The organism is Streptomyces sp. NPDC056734, assembly GCF_042790455.1.
Taxonomy (GTDB): domain Bacteria; phylum Actinomycetota; class Actinomycetes; order Streptomycetales; family Streptomycetaceae; genus Streptomyces.
This window is the reverse complement of the sequence record NZ_JBHTZD010000003.1, coordinates 182,364-207,308: the sequence shown is the minus strand read 5'-3', so window position 1 is coordinate 207,308 and position 24,945 is coordinate 182,364. Positions and strand designations below refer to the sequence as shown.

Annotated in this window: 21 protein-coding genes; 12 read left to right on the top strand and 9 right to left on the bottom strand. The window is 74.1% G+C overall.

The window, feature by feature from the left end:
* Positions 1–299: 299 nt before the first annotated feature.
* Complete coding sequence (locus ACFRFC_RS05155; RefSeq protein ID WP_382683251.1) at positions 300–1,127, top strand: DeoR/GlpR family DNA-binding transcription regulator; 828 nt, start codon at positions 300–302, stop codon at positions 1,125–1,127.
* 142 nt (positions 1,128–1,269) lie between these two features.
* On the opposite strand, the gene ACFRFC_RS05150 is transcribed toward ACFRFC_RS05155, so the two are convergent.
* The gene (locus ACFRFC_RS05150) at positions 1,270–2,394 is read right to left on the bottom strand and encodes a PLP-dependent cysteine synthase family protein (RefSeq protein ID WP_382683254.1); all 1,125 of its coding nucleotides are present in this window, start codon (positions 2,392–2,394) and stop codon (positions 1,270–1,272) included.
* 449 nt (positions 2,395–2,843) lie between these two features.
* Here ACFRFC_RS05150 and ACFRFC_RS05145 point away from each other — a divergent pair, with 449 nt between their 5' ends.
* Positions 2,844–3,167, top strand: a complete 324-nt coding sequence (locus tag ACFRFC_RS05145) for a hypothetical protein (protein ID WP_382683256.1) — start codon at positions 2,844–2,846, stop codon at positions 3,165–3,167.
* A 330-nt stretch (positions 3,168–3,497) separates the two neighbouring features.
* A complete protein-coding gene (locus tag ACFRFC_RS05140; protein ID WP_382683259.1) occupies positions 3,498–4,037 on the top strand; it encodes an ATP-binding protein in 540 nt (179 codons plus the stop codon).
* 375 nt (positions 4,038–4,412) lie between these two features.
* Here the strand turns inward: ACFRFC_RS05140 and ACFRFC_RS05135 are convergent, their stop codons facing one another.
* Genes ACFRFC_RS05135 through ACFRFC_RS05125 form a run of 3 tightly spaced genes read right to left on the bottom strand, consistent with a single transcriptional unit; the run spans position 4,413 to position 8,094 of the window.
* Complete coding sequence (locus ACFRFC_RS05135; protein WP_382683262.1) at positions 4,413–6,974, bottom strand: ABC transporter permease; 2,562 nt, start codon at positions 6,972–6,974, stop codon at positions 4,413–4,415.
* Positions 6,971–7,795: an ABC transporter ATP-binding protein gene (locus ACFRFC_RS05130; protein ID WP_382683265.1), complete on the bottom strand. Its 825-nt coding sequence runs from the start codon at positions 7,793–7,795 to the stop codon at positions 6,971–6,973. Before ACFRFC_RS05130 ends, ACFRFC_RS05135 begins: the two co-directional genes overlap by 4 nt.
* A complete protein-coding gene (locus ACFRFC_RS05125) occupies positions 7,795–8,094 on the bottom strand; it encodes an SHOCT domain-containing protein (RefSeq protein ID WP_382683268.1) in 300 nt (99 codons plus the stop codon). Before ACFRFC_RS05125 ends, ACFRFC_RS05130 begins: the two co-directional genes overlap by 1 nt.
* A 202-nt stretch (positions 8,095–8,296) precedes the next feature.
* Between ACFRFC_RS05125 and ACFRFC_RS05120 the strand changes: the two genes are divergently transcribed.
* The 4 genes from ACFRFC_RS05120 to ACFRFC_RS05105 all read left to right on the top strand — a co-directional run bounded on the left by ACFRFC_RS05120 (position 8,297) and on the right by ACFRFC_RS05105 (position 12,415).
* Positions 8,297–9,433 (top strand): protein kinase family protein, encoded by a 1,137-nt coding sequence (locus ACFRFC_RS05120; RefSeq protein WP_382683270.1) that lies wholly within the window; start codon positions 8,297–8,299, stop codon positions 9,431–9,433.
* A 53-nt stretch (positions 9,434–9,486) separates the two neighbouring features.
* Positions 9,487–10,071, top strand: a complete 585-nt coding sequence (locus ACFRFC_RS05115) for a TetR/AcrR family transcriptional regulator (protein WP_382683273.1) — start codon at positions 9,487–9,489, stop codon at positions 10,069–10,071.
* Between the two features lie 83 nt (positions 10,072–10,154).
* A complete protein-coding gene (locus ACFRFC_RS05110; protein WP_382683275.1) occupies positions 10,155–11,525 on the top strand; it encodes an MFS transporter in 1,371 nt (456 codons plus the stop codon).
* Positions 11,526–11,632: 107 nt separating this feature from the next.
* On the top strand, positions 11,633–12,415 hold the full coding sequence (locus ACFRFC_RS05105) for an SDR family NAD(P)-dependent oxidoreductase (RefSeq protein ID WP_382683278.1): 783 nt from the start codon (positions 11,633–11,635) through the stop codon (positions 12,413–12,415).
* Between the two features lie 71 nt (positions 12,416–12,486).
* On the opposite strand, the gene ACFRFC_RS05100 is transcribed toward ACFRFC_RS05105, so the two are convergent.
* Positions 12,487–13,731, bottom strand: coding sequence for an ROK family protein (locus ACFRFC_RS05100; RefSeq protein ID WP_382683280.1), 1,245 nt, complete (start codon positions 13,729–13,731; stop codon positions 12,487–12,489).
* A gap of 27 nt (positions 13,732–13,758) precedes the next feature.
* Complete coding sequence (locus ACFRFC_RS05095; protein WP_382683282.1) at positions 13,759–14,433, bottom strand: alpha-ketoglutarate-dependent dioxygenase AlkB family protein; 675 nt, start codon at positions 14,431–14,433, stop codon at positions 13,759–13,761.
* 204 nt (positions 14,434–14,637) lie between these two features.
* Between ACFRFC_RS05095 and ACFRFC_RS05090 the strand changes: the two genes are divergently transcribed.
* A complete protein-coding gene (locus ACFRFC_RS05090; RefSeq protein ID WP_382683751.1) occupies positions 14,638–15,771 on the top strand; it encodes a methyltransferase in 1,134 nt (377 codons plus the stop codon).
* Between the two features lie 193 nt (positions 15,772–15,964).
* Here the strand turns inward: ACFRFC_RS05090 and ACFRFC_RS05085 are convergent, their stop codons facing one another.
* Positions 15,965–16,849: an SIS domain-containing protein gene (locus ACFRFC_RS05085; protein ID WP_382683284.1), complete on the bottom strand. Its 885-nt coding sequence runs from the start codon at positions 16,847–16,849 to the stop codon at positions 15,965–15,967.
* A gap of 175 nt (positions 16,850–17,024) precedes the next feature.
* On the opposite strand from ACFRFC_RS05085, the gene ACFRFC_RS05080 reads away from it, so the two are divergent.
* From ACFRFC_RS05080 to ACFRFC_RS05065, 4 genes are all read left to right on the top strand, one after another.
* The gene (locus ACFRFC_RS05080) at positions 17,025–17,804 is read left to right on the top strand and encodes a DeoR/GlpR family DNA-binding transcription regulator (RefSeq protein ID WP_382683288.1); all 780 of its coding nucleotides are present in this window, start codon (positions 17,025–17,027) and stop codon (positions 17,802–17,804) included.
* Positions 17,805–17,941: 137 nt separating this feature from the next.
* Positions 17,942–19,825, top strand: a complete 1,884-nt coding sequence (locus ACFRFC_RS05075) for a glycoside hydrolase family 15 protein (protein WP_382683290.1) — start codon at positions 17,942–17,944, stop codon at positions 19,823–19,825.
* Between the two features lie 31 nt (positions 19,826–19,856).
* Positions 19,857–21,407, top strand: a complete 1,551-nt coding sequence (locus ACFRFC_RS05070) for an amidohydrolase (RefSeq protein WP_382683293.1) — start codon at positions 19,857–19,859, stop codon at positions 21,405–21,407.
* A 146-nt stretch (positions 21,408–21,553) separates the two neighbouring features.
* Positions 21,554–22,507 (top strand): methionyl-tRNA formyltransferase, encoded by a 954-nt coding sequence (locus ACFRFC_RS05065; protein ID WP_382683296.1) that lies wholly within the window; start codon positions 21,554–21,556, stop codon positions 22,505–22,507.
* Here the strand turns inward: ACFRFC_RS05065 and ACFRFC_RS05060 are convergent.
* Both ACFRFC_RS05060 and ACFRFC_RS05055 read right to left on the bottom strand, forming a co-directional pair.
* Entirely contained in the window at positions 22,465–24,096 is a 1,632-nt protein-coding gene (locus ACFRFC_RS05060) for an ABC transporter ATP-binding protein (protein ID WP_382683299.1), read from the bottom strand. The genes ACFRFC_RS05065 and ACFRFC_RS05060 overlap by 43 nt on opposite strands.
* The gene (locus ACFRFC_RS05055) at positions 24,093–24,944 is read right to left on the bottom strand and encodes an ABC transporter permease subunit (RefSeq protein WP_382683753.1); all 852 of its coding nucleotides are present in this window, start codon (positions 24,942–24,944) and stop codon (positions 24,093–24,095) included. Before ACFRFC_RS05055 ends, ACFRFC_RS05060 begins: the two co-directional genes overlap by 4 nt.
* Position 24,945 lies beyond the last annotated feature (1 nt).

The following is a 24,945-nucleotide window of genomic DNA, read 5'->3' as shown; positions in this document are numbered from 1 at the left end:
GTTCGCTGACGGCGTGGTGCGGGGTGCGCGCCCAGGATCTCCGCGGGTCCGTGCGCGTGCACCCGTCGTCACCGAATCTCCCCGATCATTGTGACGGACCGGCCACGGAGCGGACACGGAGTGGCATGCGCGCGCCGCCGCGACCGGTGGCGCCGGCCGGGCCGGCCCGTGCGAGGATGGGACGCCCCGCGCCCGCCACCCGGCGTCCCGTGCGTCGCAGCAGGGGCGCAGGGGCGCAGGGGCGACGAAAGGGTGTCGCAGGGGTGTCGCAGGCCAGCGGCGAAAGGACCGGAGCTGACGTGAGTGAGAATCAGAACCTCCTCGCGGAGCAGCGGCGTGCCCTGATCCTGGACGAGGTGCGGCGCCGGGGCGGCGTCCGGGTGAACGAGCTGACGCGCAGGCTCGGGGTGTCCGACATGACGGTCCGCCGGGATCTGGACGCGCTGGCCCGGCAGGGCGTGCTGGAGAAGGTGCACGGCGGCGCGGTCCCGCTGCTGGACGCCAGCACCCACGAGCCCGGTTTCGAGGCCAAGTCGGGTCTGGAACCGAGCGCGAAGGACCAGATCGCGCACGCGGCGGCCGAACTGGTGGCGCCGGGCGCGGCGATCGCGCTCTCGGGCGGTACGACGACGTACGCGCTGGCGCAGCGGCTGCTGGACGTGGCCGATCTGACCGTGGTCACCAACTCGGTGCGGGTCGCGGACGTCTTCCACGCGGCGCAGCGGTCGGCGGGGCCGCGGCCGGGCGCGGCGACGGTGGTGCTGACCGGCGGGGTGCGCACCCCGTCCGACTCGCTGGTGGGCCCGGTCGCCGATCAGGCGATCGCGACGCTCCACTTCGACCTGCTGTTCCTCGGCGTGCACGGGATGGCGCCGGGGGTGGGTCTGTCGACGCCGAATCTCGCGGAGGCGGAGACCAACCGGCGGCTGGTGCGGTCCGCGCGGCGGGTCGTGGTGGTCGCCGACCACACCAAGTGGGGCACGGTGGGTCTGAGTTCCTTCGCGACGCTGGAGCAGATCGACACGCTGGTCACCGACGCCGGGATGGACGCGGCCACGCGTACGGAGATCGCGGAGCACATGCGGCTGGTGGTGGCCGGGGAGCCGGTGGGCGACACCGGCAACTGAGGTCCGGTGGGGGCGGCACCCGGCGACATCCACGCCTGAGGCCCGGCAGGCGTGGCGGGCAGCTGACGTACCGCAAGTGAGGCTGTGCGGCCTGTTTGTCCGGTGACCGCAGCCCGGAGCCCGGAGCCCGCAAGACACTGCCTCAGTCCGGCCACACCCCCGTCTCCAGCAGGGTCTCGATCGCCGTCGTGTACGGCCCGATGTCCAGCCCCTGCTGTGCGAGCCAGGTGTCGGAGTAGTACTTGTCGAGGTACCGGTCCCCCGGGTCGCACAGCAGCGTCACCACGCTGCCCTGTCTGCCCTGCGCGACCATCTCGGCGGCGATCTTCAGGGCGCTCCACAGGCCGGTGCCGGTCGAGCCGCCCGCCTTGCGGCCGATGGCCCGCTCCAGGGCGCGGACGGCGGCCACGCTCGCCGCGTCCGGCACCTTCATCATGCGGTCGATCGCGCCGGGCACGAAGCTCGGTTCCATCCGGGGGCGGCCGATGCCCTCGATACGGGAGCCGGAGTCGCAGGTGACGCCGGGGGCGCCGGTGGTCCAGCCCTCGAAGAAGCAGGAGTTGTCGGGGTCGGCGACACAGATGCGGGTGTCGTACTGCATGTAGTGCACATAGCGGGCGATGGTCGCCGAGGTGCCGCCCGTGCCGGCGGTGGCGACGATCCAGGCGGGCTCGGGGTGGCGCTCCAGCTCCAGCTGGCGGAAGACGGACTCGGCGATGTTGTTGTTGCCGCGCCAGTCCGTGGCGCGTTCGGCGTAGGTGAACTGGTCCATGTAGTGGCCGCCGGTCTCCTCCGCGAGCCGGGCCGACTCCTCGTAGATCCCGCGCGCGTCGTCCACGAAGTGGCACCGGCCGCCGTGGAACTCGATCAGGCGGCACTTCTCGGCGCTGGTCGTGCGGGGCATCACCGCGATGAAGGGGACGCCGATCAGCTTCGCGAAGTACGCCTCGGAGACGGCCGTGGAGCCGCTGGACGCCTCGATCACCGGGCGCCCTGGCCGGATCCAGCCGTTGCACAGCCCGTACAGGAACAGGGAGCGGGCGAGGCGGTGTTTGAGGCTGCCGGTGGGGTGGGTGGACTCGTCCTTGAGATAGAGGTCGATGCCCCAGGTCTCGGGGAGCGGGAAGCGGAGCAGATGGGTGTCGGCCGAGCGGTTGGCGTCGGCCTGGACCTTGCGGACGGCTTCTTTGAGCCAGGCGCGGTAGGCGGGGTCGGTGCGGTCGATGTCGAGGGTCGCTGCGGGCCGGGTCTGCTGAGGGGTGCTCACGGCGGGCTCCTTACGCTGCGCGCCGACGCTCTCGCCGCGCGGGCCGCACCTCGATCATAGGCACGTCATCCAACGCTCCTCACCTGCATAAACGCATCTTTGAGCGGCTCAAAGCCGGGCCTGGGCACGGGTGAGCGGCGGGGGGCGGTGACCGGGCGGGCGCGGTGGTGCGGGGGCGCATTGCGTGAGTGCTCCGGGCGACCGGCGTGAAGGGGCCGCGCGCACTGGTGCGCGAGCGCGGGTGCGGGCACACTGCACCGCGCGGGGATCGGCTCGTACGGCCGTACGGTTGATGTGGTGGGAGCCGTACGGTTCGGGCGGCCGAGGTGTACGGCGGTGGCCGCGCGGTTCCGGGTTTCGTGGACCGGGGTGGATCACCGGGCACGCGCGGGCGCGCGGGTCGGGTCCGGCGGTAGGGCGAACGGCGGGGCGGGCAAGGGGGCAGGGGCATGGCGGAGCCGGAGTTCACGGCGAGCGGCGTGCGGATAGGCAAGGGGCTGCGGTCGCTCACCCGGGCGGGGCAGGTCCGGATCAGCGGCGGCAGGCTGGAACTGCTCACCAGCTACGGAAGCGAGATCGACAGCGCCCCGGTGGGGGCGGTGCGCGCCTCGAAGCCGTGGTTCGCGCCGGACGACCGGGCGCTCGCGGACCTGAACGGCACGCGGTATCTGCTCACCCTCGGCGAGGACGACCCGCCGCCGGGGCAGCCCGGACCACCGGCGGCCCGGCGGTTCATCGAGGCGGTGCGCCGGGCGTCGGGGCGCGAGGAGTGAGCCGGGGCGCCGCCGGTTCCTCCTGTTCCTCGTGTTCCTCCTGTCCCTCGCGTTCAGCCGGTTCATCGGGGTCGTGCGCCGGGCGCACGGGGTATGCGTGACGGGTCGCCGCGCCGGGCGCACGGGGCGGGCGTGACGGCTCGGTCACCGCGAGTTGCGGTGCCGCACCCCATGCGTCACGCTTGTCACACGTCACTCTGGGTTTACCGGCGACAACGCTGCGAACCAGCCCGCCGGGCACCACAGCCAGGCGGGCCGCCGCGTCTGCGGCGTCTTGCCCCGGCACCAACTCCGTGTTCTTCCGGGCCTCAATGTCGGGGAGTCGCAGCCGTGATCAGTCACCCCAGCAGACACTGCACGGTGGAGCTGCAAGCCCTGCCGTCGCGGATCGGACAGGTCCGCAGAATCGTTTCCGCGCAATTGCGTTACTGGCATCTGGATCCGCTCATAGACCGTGCCTCGCTCGGTGTCACCGAGCTGCTGAGCAATGTTCACCGGCACGCCCAGCCCGACAAGACCTGCACCGTGGAGATCGAGCTGCTGCTCGACCGGCTGACGGTCTCGGTGCGCGACCACGACCCCCGGCTGCCCGAGCTGTCGGACGCGGATCCGCTGGCCACCTGCGGGCGGGGGCTCGCGATGGTGGCGGCCGTGAGCGAGAGCTGGGGCGCCCGGCCGGACGGCGACCGTGGCAAGGTCGTGTGGTTCATCCTGCCCGCACCCTCCCGCGCGGTCGCGAAGCCCGCGCAGCCCTCGCGCCGCCCGATCGCCGAACCGGCACCGGTCTTCGCCGAGGTCGAACACGCCGGTCTCGCCACCGACGCCCGCAGGCCCGGACACACTCCCGCCCGCTCGGCCGTTCCCGGCTGACCAGGCGGTGACCGGGGCCCTGGGGCCTGTGCCGGGGCCGTCGACCGTGCGGCGACCGTGGCACAGGTCCCATGGGGTTCTCGGCGGGGGCCTGTCGGCCTCTCTGTCGGCCGGGCCGGTCCCGAGTCCGTCCCGAGTCCGTCCCGGGTCTGTCCCCGAGTCCGATTCCGATTCCGGCTCCGATTCCGGCTCCGGCTCCGGTGCGTTTTCCCGAGGTTCCTCGAACCCTCGGGAGAGACGCTGCCGAGGAACCCGAGCGCGCCCGGCTGGTGGCGACGTACGCGGAGCTGCTCCAGGAGATCCGCGTCGCCGCCAGTTGCTGCGCACGTCCGGTGTTGCACCCCTCATCTCCTGCCCCGCTCGCGCCAGCGAGACCTACTCCGTGCCGATCGCCCGCAGCACATCCAGCCGTGCCGCCCGCGCCGCAGGCCGTAGGCCCGCGAGGGCGCCCGCTGTCAGGCCGACCAGGGCGATCACCAGCAGGCTCAGCGGCGGCACCGCGAAGGTGAACGCGCTGTCGCTCGCGCCGTCGGACGCGCGGACCAGGACCCAGGCGAGGAAGGCGCCGAGGCCGAGGCCACCGACCGTGCCGAAGGCGGCGACCAGGACGGACTCCCAGCGGACCATCGCCCGGGTCTGGGACCGGGTCTGGCCGACCGCGCGGAGCAGGCCCAGTTCGCGGGTGCGTTCGTGGACGGCCAGGGTGAGGGTGTTGGCGATGCCCAGCAGGGCGATCAGCACGGCGAGGGCGAGCAGCGCGTAGACGAGGGTGAGCATCATGTCGATGCCGGACGCCGACGACGTGGCGTACTCGGCGCGGGTCTGGACGTCCGGATCGCCGTACCCGGCCGCCACGCGTTCCACGGCCGCCTTGCCCGCGGCCGGGTCGACGCCGTCGGCGAAGGAGACCGCGACCAGGGTGTCGGCGTCCTGCGTGCGGTGCGGGGCCCAGGCGTCCCGGGTGAGGAGGTAGTCCCCCGCCAGCTCGGACGGCCCGTACACCGCCCGGACGGTGAAGGTCCGGCGGTCGCCGTCGGTGAAGGTGAGGCGGAGCGGGTCGCCGACGCCCACGCCGTGTCCGTCGGCCTCCGTCTCGGTGAGCGCGATGCCGTCGGTGCCGAGGCCGGTGAGGTCGCCGCGGATCGTGCCTAGGTCGAGGACGCGGGCGAGCGCGGCCGGGCCGGTGACGGTCAGCGCGCGTCCGTCGCCGTTGACCTCGGCGACCCCGCGTCCGAGTCCCACGGCCGTGTCCACCTCCGGCAGCCCGGCGATCTCCGCCGCGAGCCGTGGGCTCAGCCCGCTGCCGCCCGCGCCGAACCCGGGTGTGCTGATCGCCACGTCCCCCGCGAAGGACCGGGCGACCGTCCGGTCCATGGTCGCCTTCAGCGAGGCGCCGAACACGGTGAACAGGGACACGACCGCCACGCCGATCATCAGGGCGCTCGCGGTGGCGGCGGTGCGGCGCGGGCTGCGCAGGGCGTTGCGGCGGGCCAGGGCACCCGTGACGCCCCGCAGCCGGTCCAGTGGGGCGCCGAGCGCACGTACCGCCGGGCCGGCCGCGACCGGGCCGAGGACCACGAACGCGGCGAGGGCCGGCACCGCTCCGGTGGCGGCGAGCCAGAGGGACGGGGTGGCCAGGACGCCGGTCAGGGTCGCCGCCGCCGCGAGGGCGAGGAGCGCGGCGCCGGTGAGCGCGCGGGGGCGGGAGGCGCCCGAGGTGTCGACGGCACTCTCGCGCAGGGCGGCCAGGGGTGCGATGCGCCCGGCGCGTACGGCGGGGAGCAGGGCCGAGCCCAGGCAGACCACGATCCCGACGGCGAGCGGCAGGGCGAGGGACAGCGCGCCGATCACCAAGTCGCCCTCGGGGAAGGGGAATCCGAGCGCCGGGAACAGCGCCTGGAGCCCGGCCGCGACGCCGATGCCGCCCGCGAGGCCCGCCAGGGAGGCGGTGACGGCGACGGCGGACGCCTCGATCAGGGTGAGGGCGGTGAGCTGGCGGCGGGCGGCGCCGAGGGCGCGCAGCAGGGCGTGCTCGCGGGTGCGCTGGGCCACCACGATCGCGAAGGTGTTGTGGATGGAGAAGGTCGCGACCAGCAGGGCGACACCGGAGAAGACCAGCAGGAAGGTGGTGAAGAGGGTGAGGAACTGCCCGGAGATCATGTCGGTGTTCTCCCGCGCCAGTTCCTGGCCGGTGATCGCCTCGGTGCCGCTCGGCAGGACCTCGGCGAGCCGCCGTACCAGCTCGGCCTCGCTCACCCCGGTCTCGGCCCGCACCCGGATGTCGGACGCCTCGCCGGGCCGTGCGGTCAGATGGCGCTCGGCGTCCGCGAGGGTCATCCCCGTGTAGGTCACCTGGGCCATACCGTCGGCGCCGCCGAAGGTCGCGAGGCCGACGACGGTGACGTCGACCGGGTCGGGTGTGCGCAGCACGGTCCGGTCGCCGACGCGCAGCCCGCCGCGCTCGGCCGTGCCCGCGTTGACGACGACCTCACCGGACCGCTGCGGGGCCCGTCCGGCGGCGAGCCGGTACGGGTTCAGCTCCGGGTCGGTGATCCAGTTGCCGGCGAGGGTCGGCGGGCCGTTGCCGCCGATGGGTTCGCCGTCGGCGCCGAGGAGTTGCCCGGCGCCCTCGATGACGGGCACGGCCGCCGCGACGCCGGGCACCCGCTCGACGGTCGCCGCCAGCTCCGTCGGCACCGGCTGCCGTACGCCCTGGGTCTCCCCGGGCGTGGTGATCGCGTCGGCGGAGCGGACGACGGCGTCCGTGCCGCTGGTGGCGTCGCCGAACAGGGTGTCGAACCCGGCGCGCAGGGTGTCCCCCATGACAAGGGTCCCGGCGAGGAAGGACACACCGAGGAGGACGGCGAGGAACGTCCCGGCGAAGCGGCGCCTGTGGGCGCGCAGGGAGGAACGGCTGAGCCGTACGGCGGCGTTCATGACGGCCCCTCGAAGGCTCGCCCCTCCAAGGTTCGCCCCTCCAAGGCTCGTACCTCGAAGGCCCGTACCTCGAAGGCCCGTACCTCGAAGGCTTTGAGCCGGTCCAGGACCTTGTCGGCGGTCGGCGCCGTCATCCGGTCGACCAGCCGGCCGTCGGCGAGGAAGAGCACCTCGTCGGCATGGGCGGCGGCGACCGGGTCGTGGGTGACCATGACGACGGTCCGGTCCATGGTGCGTACGGCCCGGCCGAGCAGCCCGAGCACCTCCGCGCCGGAGCGGGAGTCCAGGTTGCCGGTGGGTTCGTCGGCGAAGACGACGTCCGGGCGCCCGGCGAGGGCGCGGGCCACCGCGACCCGCTGCTGCTGTCCGCCGGACAGTTCGGCGGGCCGGTGCCGCAGCCGGTCACGCAGCCCCACGATGTCGATCAGCGCGTCGGTCCACTCCGGGTCGCCGCGGCGGCCCGCGAGGTCCAGTGGCAGGGTGATGTTCTCGGCGACGGTCAGCGTGGGCACCAGGTTGAACGCCTGGAACACGAAGCCGATCCGGTCCCGGCGCAGCAGGGTGAGCCGTCGGTCGTCCAGGGTGCCCAGCTCGGTGCCGCCGATGAAGGCGGCGCCGGAGCCGAGTGTGTCGAGTCCGGCCGCGCAGTGCATCAGCGTGGACTTGCCCGAGCCGGAGGGCCCCATGATCGCGGTGAACCGCCCGGCCGGAAAGCCGACGCTCACCCCGTCCAGGGCCCGTACCTCGGTGTCGCCGCGGCCGTAGACCTTCACGGCGTCCACGACCCGCGCGGCCGCGCGGGCGTTGGTCGTCGTCGTCATCACAGGCCGCCCTTGCCCGGCGCGGGGCCGAACTGCTCGTCCAGGACGGACAGCCGCCGCCAGTACTCGTCCTCGTCGATCTCACCGGCGGCGAACCGGCGGCCGAGCACGGCGATCGGCGAGTCACCGCTCGGGCGCACGTCCCGCCCGGCGGGCCACGGTCCGCGCCGCCCGCGCCCGGCGGTGCGCCGCAGCACGGTCACGACACCCGCCACGGCGGCCGCCCAGATCAGCGGGAACAACAGGATCCAGGGGCCGGGCCCACCGCCACCGCCGCCCCAGTCCGCGAGGGTCTGCATCTCAGGTCATCTCCCAGGTGGTAGCGGGTCGGTTCTTCCGATGCCTCCAACCTCGCTCCGCGCGGGGTGCCGGGTCGTCGTACGGCCAGCGGCTGTGCGGGTACGTCCCCGGGAGTACGGGCGGGGATACCGGCTGCTTCCCCCGGACCCCGGCATAGGCTGGGCGGCCACTGACGTCGAGTTATCCGGTGGTGGGGACGGCATGACATCCGGCGCGTCTGAGGCACCCGGCACACCCGGCACATCCGATACCCCCGATACACCTGGTACCCCCGACACACCTGGTACATCCGACGCCGAGGCGCGGCGGTCCGCGTACGCAGCCGTCTCCACGGCCCTCGCCCTGCGCGGGGATCGCGAGCTGGGTGAGCTGCTGGAGTCGGCCGTGCCGCTCGGGGCCGGGATCGGCGGGACGGCGGCGCGGCTGGAGGTGGCGGGCACGCCGGTCTTCGTGAAGCGGGTGCCACTCACGGAACGGGAGTTGCGCCCGGAACATCGGCGCTCCACGGCCAATGTCTTCGGGCTGCCCGCCTTCTGCCAGTACGGCGTCATGAGCCCGGGGTTCGGCACCTGGCGTGAGCTGGCCGCGCACACGATGACCACGGACTGGGTCCTGGCGGGGCGGTACGCGGGGTTCCCGCTGATGTACCACTGGCGGGTGCTGCCGGACGCGGCGCCACAGCGGCTGCCGGAGGAACTCGCCGATGTGGAGCGGGCCGTGGCCTACTTCGGCGGCGGCGCGGAGATCCGTCACCGGATCGAGGCGCTCCGGCACCCCCCGGCGAGCCTCGCGGTGTTCATGGAGTACCTCCCGCGAACCCTCCATGAGTGGCTCACCGAGGAGGTGGCGGCCGGTGCGGAGCGCGCCGACCGGGCCGCGGCGCTGGTGGAGCGGGAACTGACGGCCGGGGCGGCGTTCATGGGCGCCGAGGGCCTGCTGCACTTCGACGCCCACTTCCGGAACATCCTGACCGATGGGCGGCGGCTGTACTTCGCGGACTTCGGCCTCGCCGTCTCCGAGCGCTTCGCCCTGTCCCCGGCCGAGTCCGCCTTCTTCGCGCACCACCGCTCCTACGACCACTGCTACATGCTCAGCTGGCTGGTGAACTGGCTGATCACGGCGGTGTACGGCCTTGAGCGCAAGGAGCGTGAGGCGCTGATCCACGCGGTGGCGGGCGGCGCCGAGCCCCCGGCCGGTCCGCCGGGCATCAGGGCGCTCATCGTCCGGCACGCACCGCTGGCCGCCGTGCTGACGGACTTCTACGGCCGGGTCCATGACATCAGCCCGGACACCCCGTACCCGGCGGAGGAGCTGGAGAGGGCCGCCAGGAGCAGCTGAGGGATCCCTCTCCCATTTGACCGATCGTTCTTGTATCGCCTAGCGTCGTTCTCATGGCCAGGACCAAGGAATTCGACCCGGACACCGTCCTCCAGTCCGCCCTCGAACTGTTCTGGCGGCAGGGCTACGAGGCCACGTCCATGGCGGAGCTGGTCGAGCACCTCGGCATCGGACGCGCCAGCATCTACGCGACGTACGGCAACAAGCGCGACCTCTTCCTGAAGGCCCTGGACCGCTACGGCGAGGCCCACAACCCGCGGCTCACCCGGGCCCTGTCCCAGCCGGGCCCGGCGCTGCCCGCCGTACGGGCGGTGGTGCGCAGGTTCGCCGAGGAGGCCGCGGACGAGGCCCGCCGGCCGATCGGCTGCCTGGTCACCAACACGGCGGCCGAGCTGGCGCCGCACGACACCGGGGCCGCCCGCCGGGTGGAGCTGAGCTGGGAGCACACGGAGACCCTGCTGCACTCGGCGCTGGTCCGCGCCCAGGCACAGGGCGAACTGCCCGGGGACCGGGACCCGCGCGCGCTCGCCCGGATGCTGCTGGTGCTGATACAGGGGCTGCGGGTGGTGGGCAAGGCGTCGTCCGACCCGGGCCGGGTCCGGGACGCGGCCGACCAGGCACTGACCCTGCTGGACTGATCCCGCCGCCCGCCGCCCCCTCCCTGGATGCGGGGCGGCCTCGCTCGGCCAAATAGTAGAACGTTCGTTCCGGAAAGGGATTCATGAGCACGCTCACCGGCGACTCCGCAGCGGACCGGCCGCGGTTCGGCGGCACCCGTGTCTTCCCGCTCCTGGGCTCCCTCCAGGTCACCCTGATCTTCACGCTGGCCTCGATCGCCGTCCCGCTGCCGGAGATCGGGCGCCGCTTCGGCCTGGGCCGGGACGAACTGATCCTGCTCAGCGCCGCCTACGGGCTGACCTTCGCCGGACTGCTGCTCTTCGGCGGACGGCTCGCGGACCGCCACGGCGGCCGGGGGACCCTGATCGGCGGACTGTGGCTGTTCGCCGCCGCGTCGGTCGCCGCCCCGCTCGCCCCGGGATACGAGGCGCTGCTCGCGGCACGGTTCGCGCAGGGCGCCGGAGCGGCTGTGATCGCCCCCGCCGCCATGGCCGTACTACGCACCCTGCACCCCGAACCGGCCGCCTACCGCCGGGCCATGGCCACCTGGGGCGGGCTGTCGGTGCTCGGCGCCACGGCCGGCAATCTGCTCTCCGGGGTCATCTCCGCGCTGCTGTCCTGGCGTTGGGCACTCGGTGTCCCGGCCGTCGTCGCGGTGGTCGCGCTGGTGCTGGCGCCCCGGATGCTGCCGAGGGGTGAGAGGCCCGGACGGGGCGGGCGGCTCGATGTGCCGGGTGCCGTGCTGGCCACGGGCGGGCTGATCGCCGCCAGCTACGGCCTGGTGGTCACCGACGCGTGGTCGTGGGGCTCCGCCCGGGTACTGGGCCCGCTCCTGGCCGGTGCCGCCCTGCTCGTCCTGTTCGCCGCCGTCGAACGCCGGACGCGTGACCCTCTGCTGCCGCCGGGGTTCCTGCGGGACCGGCGGCGCGCGGCCGGTCTGGTCGCGACCGCGCTCACCGCCGCCGGAACCAGCACGGTGTTCATCCTGTTCTCGCTCTTCCTCCAGGAGGAACGCGGCTGGTCGGCGCTGCGCACCTCGGCCGCGTTCGTGCCCTTCGCCGTCGCCCTGCTCGTCTCCGGGCGGGCGGCGGGGCGGCTGGTGGGGCGGTACGGGGCGGGCCCGGTCACCGCGGGCGGGCTGGCGCTGGGCGCGGCCGGGCTCGGACTGCTCGCGCTGACCGGGCTCGATCCGGAAGTCGCGTACGGCTATGGCGTCCTGCCCGGTCTTGTACTGCTGCCGGCCGGGGCCGCCGCCTCCTTCGCCGGGGCCGCCGTGCTCGCCACCGACCGGGTGCCCGCCGAGCGGACCGGGCTGGCCGGGGGTGTGCACAACACCGCGATGGAGACCGGGCCGACCGTCGTCTTCGCGGTGCTGCTGGCCGCCGGGAGCGACGCGGTGAGCCTCGCCGTGGCGGCGGGGGTGTTCGCGGTGGCGGCGGGCGGCGCGGCGGGTCTGGCCCGGCCTCCGCCGTAGGAGCGGCACCTTTCGGCGTCGGGTCACCACGGTGCCTCCCTCACCCCACCTGATCTCTTCTCTCGCCTTCCCGGCTCATCTCTCCACTCACGAAAGGCAGTTCATTCATGACCTCTCTGTCCTCCCTGTCCTTCCACCGTTTCGCCGACCGGTCCGTGCTCGTCACCGGGGGCGGTTCCGGGATCGGCCGGGCCGTGGCGCTCGCGTTCGCCGCCGAGGGGGCGAACGTCGTGGTCGCCGGGCGGGGCCGGGCCGCGCTGGACGAGACCGTCGCGCTGGTGCGGGAGGCCGGTGGGAGCGCGGTCGCGCAGGTCGCCGACGTGGCCCGGAGCGTCGAGGTGGAGGCGCTGGTCACCGCGGTGGTCGAGCGGTTCGGGTCACTCGATGTCGCCGTGAACAACGCGGGCGTCTTCCAGGGCGGGCCGATCACCGAGCTGTCCGAGGCGGACTGGCGGCGGGTCCTCGACATCAATGTGACCGGCGTACTGCTCGCCATGGCGGCGGAGATCCGGCGGATGCGGACCCAGCCGGGCGGCGGGGCGATCGTCAACGTCTCCGCGAACCTGGGACAGCACAAGCAACTGCCGGGCACGACCGGGTACTCGGCGACCAAGGCCGCCGTCACCTCGCTGACCCGGGGGGCCGCGCTGGAGCACATCGCGGAGGGGGTGCGGATCAACGCGGTGAGCCCCGGCGCGTCCGACACCACGATGTCGCTGTTCCCCGGGGAGACGGAGGCCGAGCGGGCGGCGCGGATGAAGGAGGCGTCACCGCTGGGCCGGGTGTCGACGACGCCGGAGGTGGCGCAGGCGGTGCTGTATCTGGCGTCGGACGCCGCCGCGTCGCTGGTGGGCACGGACCTGGTGATCGACGGCGGGGCGTCCCTGTAGCGGGGCCTCTCAGGCATGGGAGAGGGGCCTCTCACGCCGAGGGGCCCCTCAGGTACAGGTAGAGGGGCCTCTCAGGCCGCCGCCAGCGCCGCCAGCGGGTCGTCCAGTACCGGCTGCCAGGCCAGTTCGGCGGCGCCCACCAGGCTGTTGAAGTCCAGCGTGCAGGGCAGGATCGGCACGACCCCGCTGCGGCCCCACAGACTGCGGTCGGCGACGACCGCGCGGAGCCGCTCGGGGTCGGCGTCCAGGAGGGTGCGGTGCAGGCCGCCGAGGATGATCCGGTCCGGGTTGAGGATGTTGACCAGCCCGGCGAGCCCGAGGCCGAGGTGGTCGACGAGGGTCCCGACGGCCGCGCGGACGCCCGGGTCGGCGTACTCGTACCGGATCAGGTCGTTGGCCTGCTGGAGCAGGGACACCACCGGTCCCGGCGCGCGGCCCGCGGTGGTGAGCAGAGCCAGCGGGTCGGCCTCGACGTCCAGGCAGCCGCGGCTGCCGCAGTGGCAGGGGCGGCCCTCGGGGTTGACGGTGAGATGACCGACTTCGAGGGCGAGGCCCGAACTGCCGGTGTGCAGCCGCCCGTCGAGCACCAGCGCGCCGCCGACCCCGCGGTGCCCGGTGGCCACGCACAGCAGGTCGCGGGAGCCGCGCCCGGCGCCGTGCCGGTGTTCGGCGAGCGCGGCGAGGTTGACGTCGTTGGCCGCGAAGGCGGGGCCGGTGATCCCGGCGGCCCGCACCTGCTCGGCGAAGATCTCGCGGACCGGTGAGCCGGGGGGCCAGTCCAGGTGCAGCGGGTTGAGGGCGAGGCCCTCGGGTTCGGCGACGGCGGAGGGGACGGCGAGCCCGGCGCCGACACAGCGGCGGCCGGTCGCGCGCAGCAGTTCCGCGCCCGCCTCGACGACCGAGCCCAGCACCTTCGCCGGGTCGGCGTCGACGGCCTCGCAGCCGGGGGCGGTGGCGACGATCCGGCCGCCGAGGGCGACCAGCGCGGCGCGGAAGCCGTCGGCGTGGACCTGGGCGGCGAGGGCCACGGGTCCGTTCTCGGCGAGTTCCAGGCGGTGCGAGGGGCGGCCCTGGGAGCCACCGGCCGCGGTGGGGCGGGCGTCGACATGGATCAGGCCCAGTGCTTCCAGTTCGGCGGCGACCGCGCCCGCCGTGGCGCGGGTGACGCCGAGTTCCGCGGTGAGTACCGCGCGGGTGGGTGCCCGTCCGGTGTGCACCAGTTCCAGTGCGGGGCCGAGTGCGCCGCGCCCCCGGTCCAGCCGCGTCCTGGAGGGGGTCCCGTCCCCCGGCCGCCGGGGGCCCGCCTTGCCGCTCATGAGGGCGAGTCTCCCATGATCCGCCGGTCAGAGGGCCGTCAAGGGCAGGCCGCCGACCCGCATTGTGATGTTCAGCCGCCCGGCGAGCCCCAGGGCGGGCGGCGAGGTGCCCGGATGGACACGCGGCACCCCGTGGAAGGCGAGCCGCGAGGCCCCGCCGAACACGAACAGATCACCGCTGCGCAGCTCCACGTCCGTGTACGGGCGGGTGCGGGTCCCGGGGTTGCCGAACCGGAAGACGCAGGTGTCGCCGAGGCTGAGCGAGACGACCGGCGCGGCGGACCGTTCGTCGCTGTCGCGGTGCATGCCCATGCGGGCGTCGCCGTCGTAGAAATTGATCAGGGCGATGTCGTAGGGCTCGGCGGCCACCGCGCGCGGGCCGAGCGCGTCGGTCACGGCGGCCCGGCCGAGCCGGTCGAGCCAGGCCGGGAAGGGTTTCACGGACGCCCCGTCGCCGTCGACGGCCGTGCGGGCGTAGCCGTACGGGTACCAGTGCAGGCCGAGGCAGACCTGGCGGGCGGTCATGGTGCCGCCGCCGGGGGTGTGGACCGTACGCAGTCCGGCGGGCGGCCGGGCCCAGTCGCGGCACGCGGCGAGCAGCGCGGTCTGCCGCTCGGGGGTGAGCCAGTCGGGCACGTGCACCGCGCCGGGCGCGACCTCGGCGCGCTCGCGGGGAAACAGCCCGCTGTCGTGACCGTCCATGCCGTCGCGAGTCCTCCCCGGTCTCCCCCGGTCTCCCCCAGTTCCTGCCGGCCCTCCCCGGCCCTCCCCAGTCTCCCGCAGCCCTCCCCAGTCTCCCGCAGCCCTCCCCGCCTTCCGCGTGACCTGCGCCGCCCTGGGCAGACCGCCTTCCCCCACCGGCCCTGAGCTGCGGTTCCGCTAGCCTTGGCGGCGATGAACGACCGTATGACGACCCCGTGGGGCACGTTCGCGCTGTCCCGCTTCCCCGAGGACCCGCGTGACCGGCTGCGTGCCTGGGACGCCGCCGACGCCTATCTGCTGCGGCAGCTGGCGGACCGGGAGATCCCGCTGACCGGTCACGTGGTGGTCGTCGGCGACCGCTGGGGCGCGCTGGTCACCGCGCTCGCGGAGCACGGCCCGACCCAGATCACGGACTCGTTCCTGGCGCAGGAGGCGACCCGGGCCAATCTCGCGCGCGCCGGGGCACCGCCGGGCACGGTACGGCTGCTGACCACGCGGGACCGGCCGCCGGAGCGGATCGATGTGCTGCTGGTGCGGGTGCCGAAGAGCCTGGCGCTGCTGGAGGACCAGTTGCTGCGGCTGGCGCCCGCACTGCACCGGGACACGGTCGTGATCGGGACCGGCATGGTCAAGGAGATCCACACCTCGACGCTGAAGCTGTTCGAGACGGTGATCGGGCCGACCCGCACCTCGCTCGCCGAGCAGAAGGCCCGGCTGATCCTGTGCGTGCCGGAGCCGGGGCGGCGGCGGCCGGTCAGCCCGTGGCCGTACCGGTACGCCCTGCCGGACGGGGTCGGACCGGCCTCCGGGCACACCGTCGTCAACCACGCGGGCGTCTTCTGTGCCGAGCGGCTGGACATCGGCACCCGGTTCTTCCTCGCCCATCTTCCGGTCACCCGGGGCGTGCGGCGGGTGGTGGACCTGGGCTGCGGCAATGGGGTGGTGGGTACGTCGGTGGCGCTGGCGAACCCGGACGCCGAGGTGCTGTTCGTGGACGAGTCGTACCAGGCGGTGGCGTCGGCGGCGGCGACGTACAAGGTGAACGGGGTGCCGGGGCACGCCGAGTTCCGGGTCGGGGACGGGATGGCCGGGGTGGCCTCGGACAGCGCGGACCTGGTGCTGAACAATCCGCCGTTCCACACCCACCAGGCGACGACCGACGCGACGGCGTGGCGCATGTTCACCGGGGCGCGACGGGTGCTGCGGCCGGGCGGGGAGCTGTATGTGGTGGGGAACCGGCATCTCGGCTACCACGTGCGGCTGCGGCGGGTGTTCGGCAACAGCGAGGTGATCGCCGGCGATCCGAAGTTCGTGGTGCTGCGGGCGGTCAAGCGGTGAGGGACGGCGACCTGGGCGGGCCGGCGCGGAGGGGGCGGCCCCGGCCGGGCCGTCGGAGGGCGGCAGCGGGCCACGGGCGGGCCGTCACGCGCTGACGGGCGGCCCTGGCGGACCGGCTGACGAGGTCACCGGTGGTGGCCAGGGGCACGGTGGGGGTCCCTCCCCGGCGACGGGGAGGGGAGGCGGGGTCCGCTCACGGCGTGAGGATCACCGAGCGGGTGAGGTGGCGGGGGCTGTCGGGGTCCAGTGCGCGGGCCGCCGCGACCGCCACCGCGAGCCGCTGCGCGCGGACCAGTTCGGCGAGCGGGTCCAGGCGGTCCCCGGCGATCCACAGCCCGCCGGTCGCCCGTACCTGTGCGGCGAGTCCTTCCGGTGCCTCGCCGAACATCCAGGTGGCGCGGCCCTCGGTGGTGATGCTGATGGGGCCGTGGCGGTACTCCATCGCCGGGTACGCCTCCGTCCAGGACAGGGACGCCTCGCGCAGCTTCAGGGCGGCCTCGTTGGCCAGGCCGACGGTCCAGCCACGGCCGAGGAAGGTGAACTGCTCGCAGTCGGCGAGCCCTTCGGGCAGGCCGGTGGCGAGCGCGGTGCGGGCGTCGGTGACGGCGGTGCCGGGGTGCAGGCCGAGGTGGGCGCGGAGCAGGGTGAGGGCGGTGGTGGCGAACCGGGTCTGCACGACGGACCGTTCGTCGGCGAAGTCGAGCACGATCGCCTCGTCCGCCGCGCCCATGACCGGCGTGCGGGGGTCGGCGGTGACGGCGGTGGTACGGGCGGTGCCGCGCAGCCGGCCGAGCAGGTCGAGCACCTCGGTGGTGGTGCCGGAGCGGGTGAGGGCGAGGACCCGGTCGTAGGCGCGGCCGGTGGGGAACTCGGAGGCGGCGAAGGCGTCGGTCTCCCCCGCGCCCGCGCTCTCGCGCAGTGCGGCGAACGCCTGGGCCATGAAGTACGAGGTGCCGCAGCCGACGACCGCGACGCGCTCCCCGGGTGCCGGAAGGGCGGCGCGGAACCCGGGCGCCAGTTCCGCCGCGCGCCGCCAGCACTCCGGCTGGCTGCTCAGCTCGTCCTCGACGTGGGTCATGCCCCGTACCCCCTCCGCGCGACGACGCGTATTCCTGCGGCACGTACCCCTAAGATGCGCATTCCTGCAAGGTACCGTGAGATTTCAAGCATCATCAAGCATGCGACCGGGTGGATCACAGGCGGCTGCGCTAGGGTCGCCCGACGATCGGGGAACGGTTCGGCTGGAGGTGCGGATGTCGCGCGACGCCCGCTGGAAAGCGCTGCTGGAGCTGCTCGTCGAGCGGGGCCGGCTGGACGTCGAGGAGGCCGCGTCCGCGCTGGCGGTGTCGGCCGCCACCATCCGCCGTGACTTCGACCAGCTGGCCGAGCAGCAGATGCTGGTCCGCACGCGTGGGGGCGCGGTGGTGCACGGGGTGTCGTACGAACTGCCGCTGCGTTACAAGACCGCGCGCCGGGCCTCCGAGAAACAGCGGATCGCGAAGGCGGTCGGGGCTCTCGTCGCGCCCGGGGAGGCGGTCGGGCTGACCGGCGGCACGACCACCACGGAGGTGGCCCGCGCGCTCGCCGTCCGCAGCGATCTCGCCACCGGCTCCCCCGCGCTGACGATCGTCACCAACGCCCTGAACATCGCCAATGAGCTGGCCGTCCGCCCTCAGTTCAAGATCGTGGTGACCGGCGGGGTGGCCCGCGCCCAGTCCTACGAGCTGATCGGCCCGCTGACCGACGGCGTGCTCTCGCAGGTGACCCTGGACATCGCCGTCCTCGGTGTCGTCGCCTTCGACGTCACCCATGGCGCCGCCGCCCACGACGAGGCCGAGGCGGCGGTCAACCGCCTCCTGTGCGAACGCGCCGAGCGGGTCGTCGTCGCGGCCGACTCCAGCAAGCTGGGCCGCCGCGCCTTCGCCCGGATCTGCGGTGTGGAGTCGGTGAACACCCTGGTCACGGACGCGGCGGTGGATGACGAGACGGTAGGGCGGTTCGAGGACGCGGGCGTGGCCGTGCTGGCGGTGTGAGGGCGCGGCGGACGCCGGGGCGCCGGTCCGGCGGGGTGCGATCGCCGCGGTGGCCGCCTCCGGTCCGACCGCCCCCTCTCCCCGGCACGCCGTACGCTGGAACAGCTATTCGGGGTAGCCCGTCGAGGGAGGCTGGGATGGCCGATGCGGCGACCGGGGGCGGGCACGGAACCGGGAACAGAACCGGGATCGGGGACCTGGGCGGGGGCGGGACCCGGTACGTGCCGATCTCCGAGCACGGGCTGATCGGCGATCTGCGCAGCGTCGCCCTGGTGGGCTCGGACGGCACGATCGACTGGTACTGCTGCCCCTCCTTCGACTCGCCGAGCGTGTTCGCCGGGATCCTGGACGCCGAGCGCGGCGGCGCCTTCGAGCTGGCGGCGATCGGGGAGGCCCGGACCAAGCAGTTCTACTTCCCGGACACCAACGTCCTGATCACCCGTTTCTTCACCGAGGACGGCGTCGGCGAGGTGCAGGACTTCATGCCGGTCGGCGGGGACTCGGCCCGGCACCCCCTGGAGGCGGAGCGGCACCGGCTGATCCGGCGCGTGGTCTGCGTCCGGGGCACGGTGGGGTTCCGGGCCCGGGTCGCGCCGCGCTTCGACTACGGCACCCGGCCGCACACCCTGCGCCTGGAGTCCGGCCGGGCCGTGTTCGCGTCCGAGGACCTGTCGCTGGCACTGACGTCGACGGTCCCGCTGGAGGTCGCCGGGCCCGACGCGCGCGCGGAGTTCAAGCTCACCGAGGGCGAGTCGGCGGTGTTCGCGCTGGACCAGGACAGCGGCGGGGTGCCGCCGCGCACCTGCGCCGCCGGTGAGGCCCAGGCGCAGTTCGAGACGACGGTGACGTACTGGCGGCGCTGGCTGTCCGCCTCTCAGTACAAGGGCCGCTGGCGCGAGATGGTGCACCGCTCGGCCCTCACCCTGAAGCTGCTCACCTACGCGCCGACCGGCGCCATCGTGGCCGCGCCGACCACCAGCCTGCCCGAGCAGCTCGGCGGCGAGCGCAACTGGGACTACCGGTACGTATGGGTGCGCGACGCCGCGTTCTGTGTGTACGCGCTGCTGCGGCTGGGGTTCACGGAGGAGGCCGGGGCGTTCATGGAGTTCGTCACCCGGCACATCACTCCGGGCGACGGCAGACTCTCGGGCCCGCTCCAGGTGATGTACGGCATCGACGGCCGCACGGATCTGCCGGAGCGCGAACTCGGTCACCTGGAGGGCCATCAGGGCTCGGCGCCGGTCCGGATCGGCAACGCCGCCGCCGATCAGCTCCAGCTCGACATCTACGGCGCCCTCATCGACTCGGTCTACCTCTACGACAAATGGGCCACACCGGTCTCCAGCGACCAGTGGGACGACGTGTGCGCGCTGGTGGACTGGGTGTGCGAGCACTGGGACCAGCCGGACGAGGGCATCTGGGAGACCCGGGGCGGCCGGAAGAACTTCCTGTACTCCCGGCTGATGTGCTGGGTGGCGATCGAGCGGGCCATCCGGATGGCCAACCGGCGCGGGCTGCCCGCCGATCACGCCCGCTGGCAGCAGGTCCGTGACGTCATCTACCGGCGGATCATGAGCCATGGCTGGTCGGAGCGGCGCCAGGCGTTCACGCAGTACGAGGACAGTGATGTGCTGGACGCGTCGGTGCTGATGATGCCGCTGACCAAGTTCATCGCCCCCACCGACCCCAAATGGCTGTCCACCCTGGACGCCCTCACCCACGACCTGGTCTCCGACTCCCTCGTCTACCGCTACGACCCGGTGGCCAGCCCGGACGGGCTGCGCGGCGACGAGGGCACGTTCTCCATCTGCTCCTTCTGGTACGTCGAGGCGCTGGTGCACGCCGGACGGCTCGACGAGGCCCGGCTCGCGTTCGAGAAGATGCTGACGTACGCCAACCATCTCGGTCTGTACGCCGAGGAGATCAGCCACACGGGTGAGCAGCAGGGCAATTTCCCGCAGGCGTTCACCCATTTCGCCCTGATCAGCGCGGCCTTCAACCTGGACCGCGCGCTCGGCTGACCCCCCATCCGCCTTCCCTCCAGGAGATCCGTTGACGAGCCCCGACGGCCCGCCCAGCCTCACGCCCAGCCTCACGCTCACCCTCACCCGTGCCCGCCTGGGCGCGGGCGGTCCGCTGACCGCCCTGCGCATCGAGGACGGCAGGATCGCCGCGATCGGCGCGATCGACGCCCCGGCGTCCGACGGGACCGGCCCGGCGTCCGGCGCGGACGGCCCCGTACTCGATCTGGACGGGCGGACCGTGCTGCCGGGGCTGTGGGACGCGCATGTGCATCTGGGGCAGTGGGCGAGTGTGCGGCACCGGCTCGATCTGGCGGGGCTGACCTCCGCGCGGGCGGTCGCCGACGCCGTACGGGAGCGGGACGCCGTACGGGAGCGGGCGGCGGGGTCTTCCGGCGCCGAGGTGCTCATCGGGTACGGGTTCCGGGACGGGCTGTGGCCCGATGTGCCGGACAAGGCGCTGCTGGACGCCGTGTGCCCGGAGCGGCCGGTCGCGCTGGTCAGCGGGGATCTGCATGCCGCCTGGCTGAACTCGGCGGGCCTGGCGCTGGTCGGGTGGGCCGGGCATCCGACGGGGCTGCTGCGGGAGGGGGACGCCTTCCGGGCGGTGTCGGCGCTGCCGGAGGTGCCGGGTGAGGTGCTGGACGGCTGGATCGCACAGGCGTGCGAGGCCGCCGCCGCGCGCGGGGTGAGCGGGGTCATCGACTTCCACTTCGCGGACAACGTCACCGACTGGGCACGCCGGGCGGCGGCCGGGACACCGGCGGTGCGGGTGGACGCGGCGGTCTACCCGGCGTACCTGGACGCGGCGCTCGCCGCCGGGCACCGCACGGGCGACGCGCTGCCCGGCACCGGGGGGCTGGTGCGGGTCGGGCCGCTGAAGCTGTTCACGGACGGTTCGCTCAACACCCGTACGGCGCTGTGCCACGAGCCGTACCCGGGCCTTACGGGCACGGCGGAGGCGTACGGCATCGAGGAGACGTCGTACGACGAACTCGTGCGGCTGATGCGGCGGGCGGCGGAGCACGGCCTCACGCCCGCCGTGCACGCGATCGGCGACCGCGCCAACGCCCTGGCCCTGGACGCCTTCGCGGAGACGGCGTGCGGGGGCCGGATCGAGCACGCGCAGTTGCTGTCGGCGGCGGATCTGCCGCGGTTCGCGGCGCTGGGGGTGACCGCGGGTGTGCAGCCCGCGCACGCGCTCGACGACCGGGACGTGGCGGACCGGCACTGGGCCGGGCGGACGGGACGGGCCTTCCCGTACGGCGCGCTGCTCGCGGCGGGTGCCCGGCTGGAGTTCGGCTCGGACGCGCCGGTGTCGCCGCTGGACCCGTGGGTGGGCATCGCGGCGGCGGTGCACCGCACGGACGACGGGCGCCCGGCCTGGCATCCCGAGCAGCGGGTCCCGGTGCGGGACGCGCTGACGGCGTCGGCCCGGGGCCGCGGCGCGCTGCGGGCGGGCGACCCGGCGGACCTGGTGGTGGTGGACGTGGATCCGCTGAAGGCGGACGCGGCGACGCTGCGCCGGATGCCGGTGCACGCGACGATGACGGGCGGGCGGTTCACGTACGGGCCGGTGTGATGTCTTGCATCCCTCGTGTGCGGGCCGATGTGATCCCTCACGCGCGGGCCGGTGATGGTCTCCCTCCGGACGACCGTTGTTAGTTAAGGTAAGCCTTACCTTGCAATGTCGTACCGGAGCTGTCGCGCCGGAGGGGAGAACACGTCATGCGTGTCGCCATGTTCGGGTACCAGACCTGGGGCCATCGCACGCTCCAGGCCCTGCTCGACTCCGACCACGAGCCCGTTCTCGTGGTCACCCACCCCAAGAGCGAGCACGCCTACGAGAAGATCTGGGACGACTCGGTCGCCGAACTCGCCGAGAAGAACGGCATACCCGTCCTGCTGCGCAACCGCCCCGACGACCCGGAGCTGCTCGACGCGCTGCGGTCGGCCCGCGCGGACATCATCGTCGCCAACAACTGGCGCACCTGGCTGCCCCCGGAGGTCTTCGACCTGCCACCGCACGGCACGCTCAACGTCCATGACTCGCTGCTGCCCTCGTACGCCGGGTTCTCCCCGCTGATCTGGGCGCTGATCAACGGGGAGGAACGGGTCGGGGTGACCGCGCACCGGATGAACGGCGCGCTGGACGCCGGGGACATCCTGGTGCAGCGGTCCGTGCCGGTCGGTCCGGCGGACACGGCGACCGATCTGTTCCACCGGACCGTCGATCTCATCGCCCCGATCGTGCGCGAGTCGCTCGATCTGATCGGCGCCGGGCGGGACGCGGGGCGCTGGCTGCCGCAGGACCGGGCCAGGGCGAGCTTCTTCCACAAGCGGTCGGCCGAGGACAGCCGGATCGACTGGAGCTGGCCGGCCGAGCGCCTGGAGCGGCTGGTGCGCGCCCAGTCCGACCCGTATCCCAACGCGTACGCCTTCCATCGCGGCGAGCGGCTGCGGATCGTGTCGGCGGCGGTCTCCGAGGGCCGTTACGGCGGCACCCCGGGCCGGATCTTCATCCGCGAGGGCGACGGCGTGGTGATCGTCGCGGGGGCGGAGGCGTACTCCGGGCGCCACCCGGGCCTGCTGGTGCGGCGGGTGCGGACGGACGACGGCACGGAGTACGCGGCCACCGACTACTTCCGCACGATGGGCGGGTATCTCACCTCCCGCCCCTGAGCCCGCCCGCCGCCCGGCGCCACGGTGAAGGGGTTCAGCGGCCCGGCGAGGATCCGCCGGGCCGGGCCCTGCGCGACGATCTCGCCCGCGTCCAGCACGGCGATCCGGTCGGCGAGCCGGGCCGTGTCCGGATCGTGGGTGATCAGGACGAGGGAGAGACCGTCCCGGTCCCGGAGCAGCCCGGTCAGCACGTCGAGGAGGCCGCGCCGGGTCACCGTGTCCAGCCCCGAGGTGATCTCGTCGCAGATGAGCACGCGGGGGTGGGCGAGCAGGGCGCGGGCGAGGGCGGCGCGCTGGAGTTCCCCGCCGGAGAGCCCCTCCGGCTGGCGCCGGGCCGTGGCGGGCGGGATGCCGAGCCGCTCCAGCGTCGCCAGGGCCTCCTCCCCGGCCGTGTGCCGGTCGGTGCGGCGCAGCCGTACGGCGGTCCGGGCGACCTGGTCCAGGACCGGCCGGAACGGGTCGAAGGCGGCCGCCGGGTCCTGGAACACGTACTGCACGGCGGCCAGTTGCTCCCGCCCGCGCCGCCGCACCCCGCGCGGCAGCGCCTCGCCGCCCAGGAGCAGCTGACCGTCATGGTCCCGGTGCAGCCCGGCCAGACACCGGCCCAGCGTGGTCTTGCCACTGCCCGAACGCCCCGCGACGGCCAGACACTCGCCGCCGCGCAGGGTGAGACGGGGCACCCGCAGGACGGCCGTGTGCTGGTGCCGGGCGGTGAGGTCGCGCACCTCCAGGAGGGGGTGGGTGGGGGTGGGGGTGGGGTCCTCCGGGTGCGGGCGTACGGGGGTGGGATCCGGGGGCGCGGGGGCGCTCACGTGGGCGTCGAGCAGTCGGCGGGTCCATGGGTGGCGGGGGGCCGTCCACAGGCGGGCCGCCGGGCCCGACTCCACGACCCGGCCCTCGTGCAGCACCAGGATCTCGTCGGCCAGCGCGCGCACCACGTCCAGGTCATGGCTGAGCAGGAGCACCCCGATGCCGCGCGCCGCGACGGCCGCCAGCTCGTCCACGATCCGGCTCTTGGTGAACGGGTCCTGCCCGGTGGTGGGTTCGTCGGCGACGACGATCCGGGCGCCGAAGAGCAGGGCCTGGGCCAGTACCACCCGCTGCTGCTGGCCGCCGGAGAGCTGATGCGGGTAGCGGTCCAGCAGCCCTCGTACGTCGGTGAGCTGGGCGTCCTCCAGGGCTTTGAGGACATGCTCGCGGGCCGCCGCCCGCCGCCGCGCCCGGGGCAGCTCCCGTACCCGGGTCCGGGCGATGTCGTCCAGCAGCACGGAGATCCGGCGGGCGGGGTTGAGGACCTCCGCCGGGTGCTGGGGGATGTGGCCGACCCGGCCGTCCGCCGCCGTGCGCACCTCGCCGGACACCCGCGCGCCGGGCGGGTGGGCGCCGAGCAGGGCCAGGCCGGTGGTGGTCTTGCCGCTGCCGGAGGCGCCGACCAGCGCGGTCACCCGGCCCGGCAGGATCCGCAGGTCCACCCCGTCGACCACCGCCCGCCCGTCGATCTCGACCCGCAGGCCGCGGATCTCGGCGAGCGGCGGGGGCGGCCCGGCGCCGATGTCGTTGCCGTCGCCGTCGCCGTCGCCGCCGCTCACAGGTGCCGTCCCTTCCGTGCCCGGCGTCCGCCGGGGTTCTCCAGTGCCGCGTCGAAGAGCAGGTTGGTGCCCATGGTCAGCGCGACGATCAGCAGGGCGGGCACGACCACGGCCCAGGGCTGGACGAACAGCCCGGTGCGGTTGCGGTCGACCATGACGGCCCAGTCGGCCGCGTCCGGCGCCACCCCGACGCCCAGGAACGCGGCCGTGGCGACCAGGTAGAGGACGCCGGTCAGCCGGGTCCCGGCGTCGGCGGCGAGGGTGCGCAGCAGGGACCGGCCGACATGGCCGACGGCGATGCGCCACCAGGTCTCGCCCTGCATCCGCAGCGCCTCGACGGCGGGCCGGGCGGCGGCCGACGCGGCGGCGGCCCGCACGATCCGTGCCGCGTCCGGCACATTGACCAGCGCGACCAGCAGCGCGAGCCCCGTCGCCCCGGGCGTGACCAGCGACGCCACCAGCAGGATCAGCAGCAGGGAGGGCACGGCGAGCACCACGTCCAGTGGCCGCATCAGGAGTTCCTCCACGAGCCGCCGGTGGGTGAGCGCGGCGGCCAGACCGACCGGGAGCGCGACGGCGTAGGCGAGGGCGGTCGCCGCGAGCGCGGTCAGCACGACCGGACGGCCGCCGTGCAGCACCTGGCGCCACACATCGCGCCCCACGAAGTCGGTGCCGAGCCAGTGCCCGCCGCCGAGCGTGAAGGACGCGGCCCGGGGGCCGGGTTCCCCGGCGAGGAACGGCCCGAGCAGGGCGAGGAGGAGGGGGACGGCGAGGAGTCCGGCGCCGAGGAGGAAGCGTCGCCTGGAAGTCGTCGCCCGGGAGGGCGTCTCCCAGCCCGCCGAGGTCATC

Excerpts from the sequence above, each read along its gene's own strand:
- ACFRFC_RS05085 (WP_382683284.1), bottom strand. The coding sequence starts at position 16,849 with ATGACCCACGTCGAGGACGAGCTGAGCAGCCAGCCGGAGTGCTGGCGG.
- ACFRFC_RS05125 (WP_382683268.1), bottom strand. The coding sequence starts at position 8,094 with ATGCAGACCCTCGCGGACTGGGGCGGCGGTGGCGGTGGGCCCGGCCCC.
- ACFRFC_RS05110 (WP_382683275.1), top strand. The coding sequence starts at position 10,155 with ATGAGCACGCTCACCGGCGACTCCGCAGCGGACCGGCCGCGGTTCGGC.
- ACFRFC_RS05105 (WP_382683278.1), top strand. The coding sequence starts at position 11,633 with ATGACCTCTCTGTCCTCCCTGTCCTTCCACCGTTTCGCCGACCGGTCC.
- ACFRFC_RS05120 (WP_382683270.1), top strand. The coding sequence starts at position 8,297 with ATGACATCCGGCGCGTCTGAGGCACCCGGCACACCCGGCACATCCGAT.
- ACFRFC_RS05130 (WP_382683265.1), bottom strand. The coding sequence starts at position 7,795 with ATGACGACGACGACCAACGCCCGCGCGGCCGCGCGGGTCGTGGACGCC.
- ACFRFC_RS05145 (WP_382683256.1), top strand. The coding sequence starts at position 2,844 with ATGGCGGAGCCGGAGTTCACGGCGAGCGGCGTGCGGATAGGCAAGGGG.
- ACFRFC_RS05080 (WP_382683288.1), top strand. The coding sequence starts at position 17,025 with ATGTCGCGCGACGCCCGCTGGAAAGCGCTGCTGGAGCTGCTCGTCGAG.
- ACFRFC_RS05090 (WP_382683751.1), top strand. The coding sequence starts at position 14,638 with ATGACGACCCCGTGGGGCACGTTCGCGCTGTCCCGCTTCCCCGAGGAC.
- ACFRFC_RS05100 (WP_382683280.1), bottom strand. The coding sequence starts at position 13,731 with ATGAGCGGCAAGGCGGGCCCCCGGCGGCCGGGGGACGGGACCCCCTCC.
- ACFRFC_RS05055 (WP_382683753.1), bottom strand. The coding sequence starts at position 24,944 with ATGACCTCGGCGGGCTGGGAGACGCCCTCCCGGGCGACGACTTCCAGG.
- ACFRFC_RS05095 (WP_382683282.1), bottom strand. The coding sequence starts at position 14,433 with ATGGACGGTCACGACAGCGGGCTGTTTCCCCGCGAGCGCGCCGAGGTC.
- ACFRFC_RS05075 (WP_382683290.1), top strand. The coding sequence starts at position 17,942 with ATGGCCGATGCGGCGACCGGGGGCGGGCACGGAACCGGGAACAGAACC.
- ACFRFC_RS05065 (WP_382683296.1), top strand. The coding sequence starts at position 21,554 with ATGCGTGTCGCCATGTTCGGGTACCAGACCTGGGGCCATCGCACGCTC.
- ACFRFC_RS05115 (WP_382683273.1), top strand. The coding sequence starts at position 9,487 with ATGGCCAGGACCAAGGAATTCGACCCGGACACCGTCCTCCAGTCCGCC.
- ACFRFC_RS05135 (WP_382683262.1), bottom strand. The coding sequence starts at position 6,974 with ATGAACGCCGCCGTACGGCTCAGCCGTTCCTCCCTGCGCGCCCACAGG.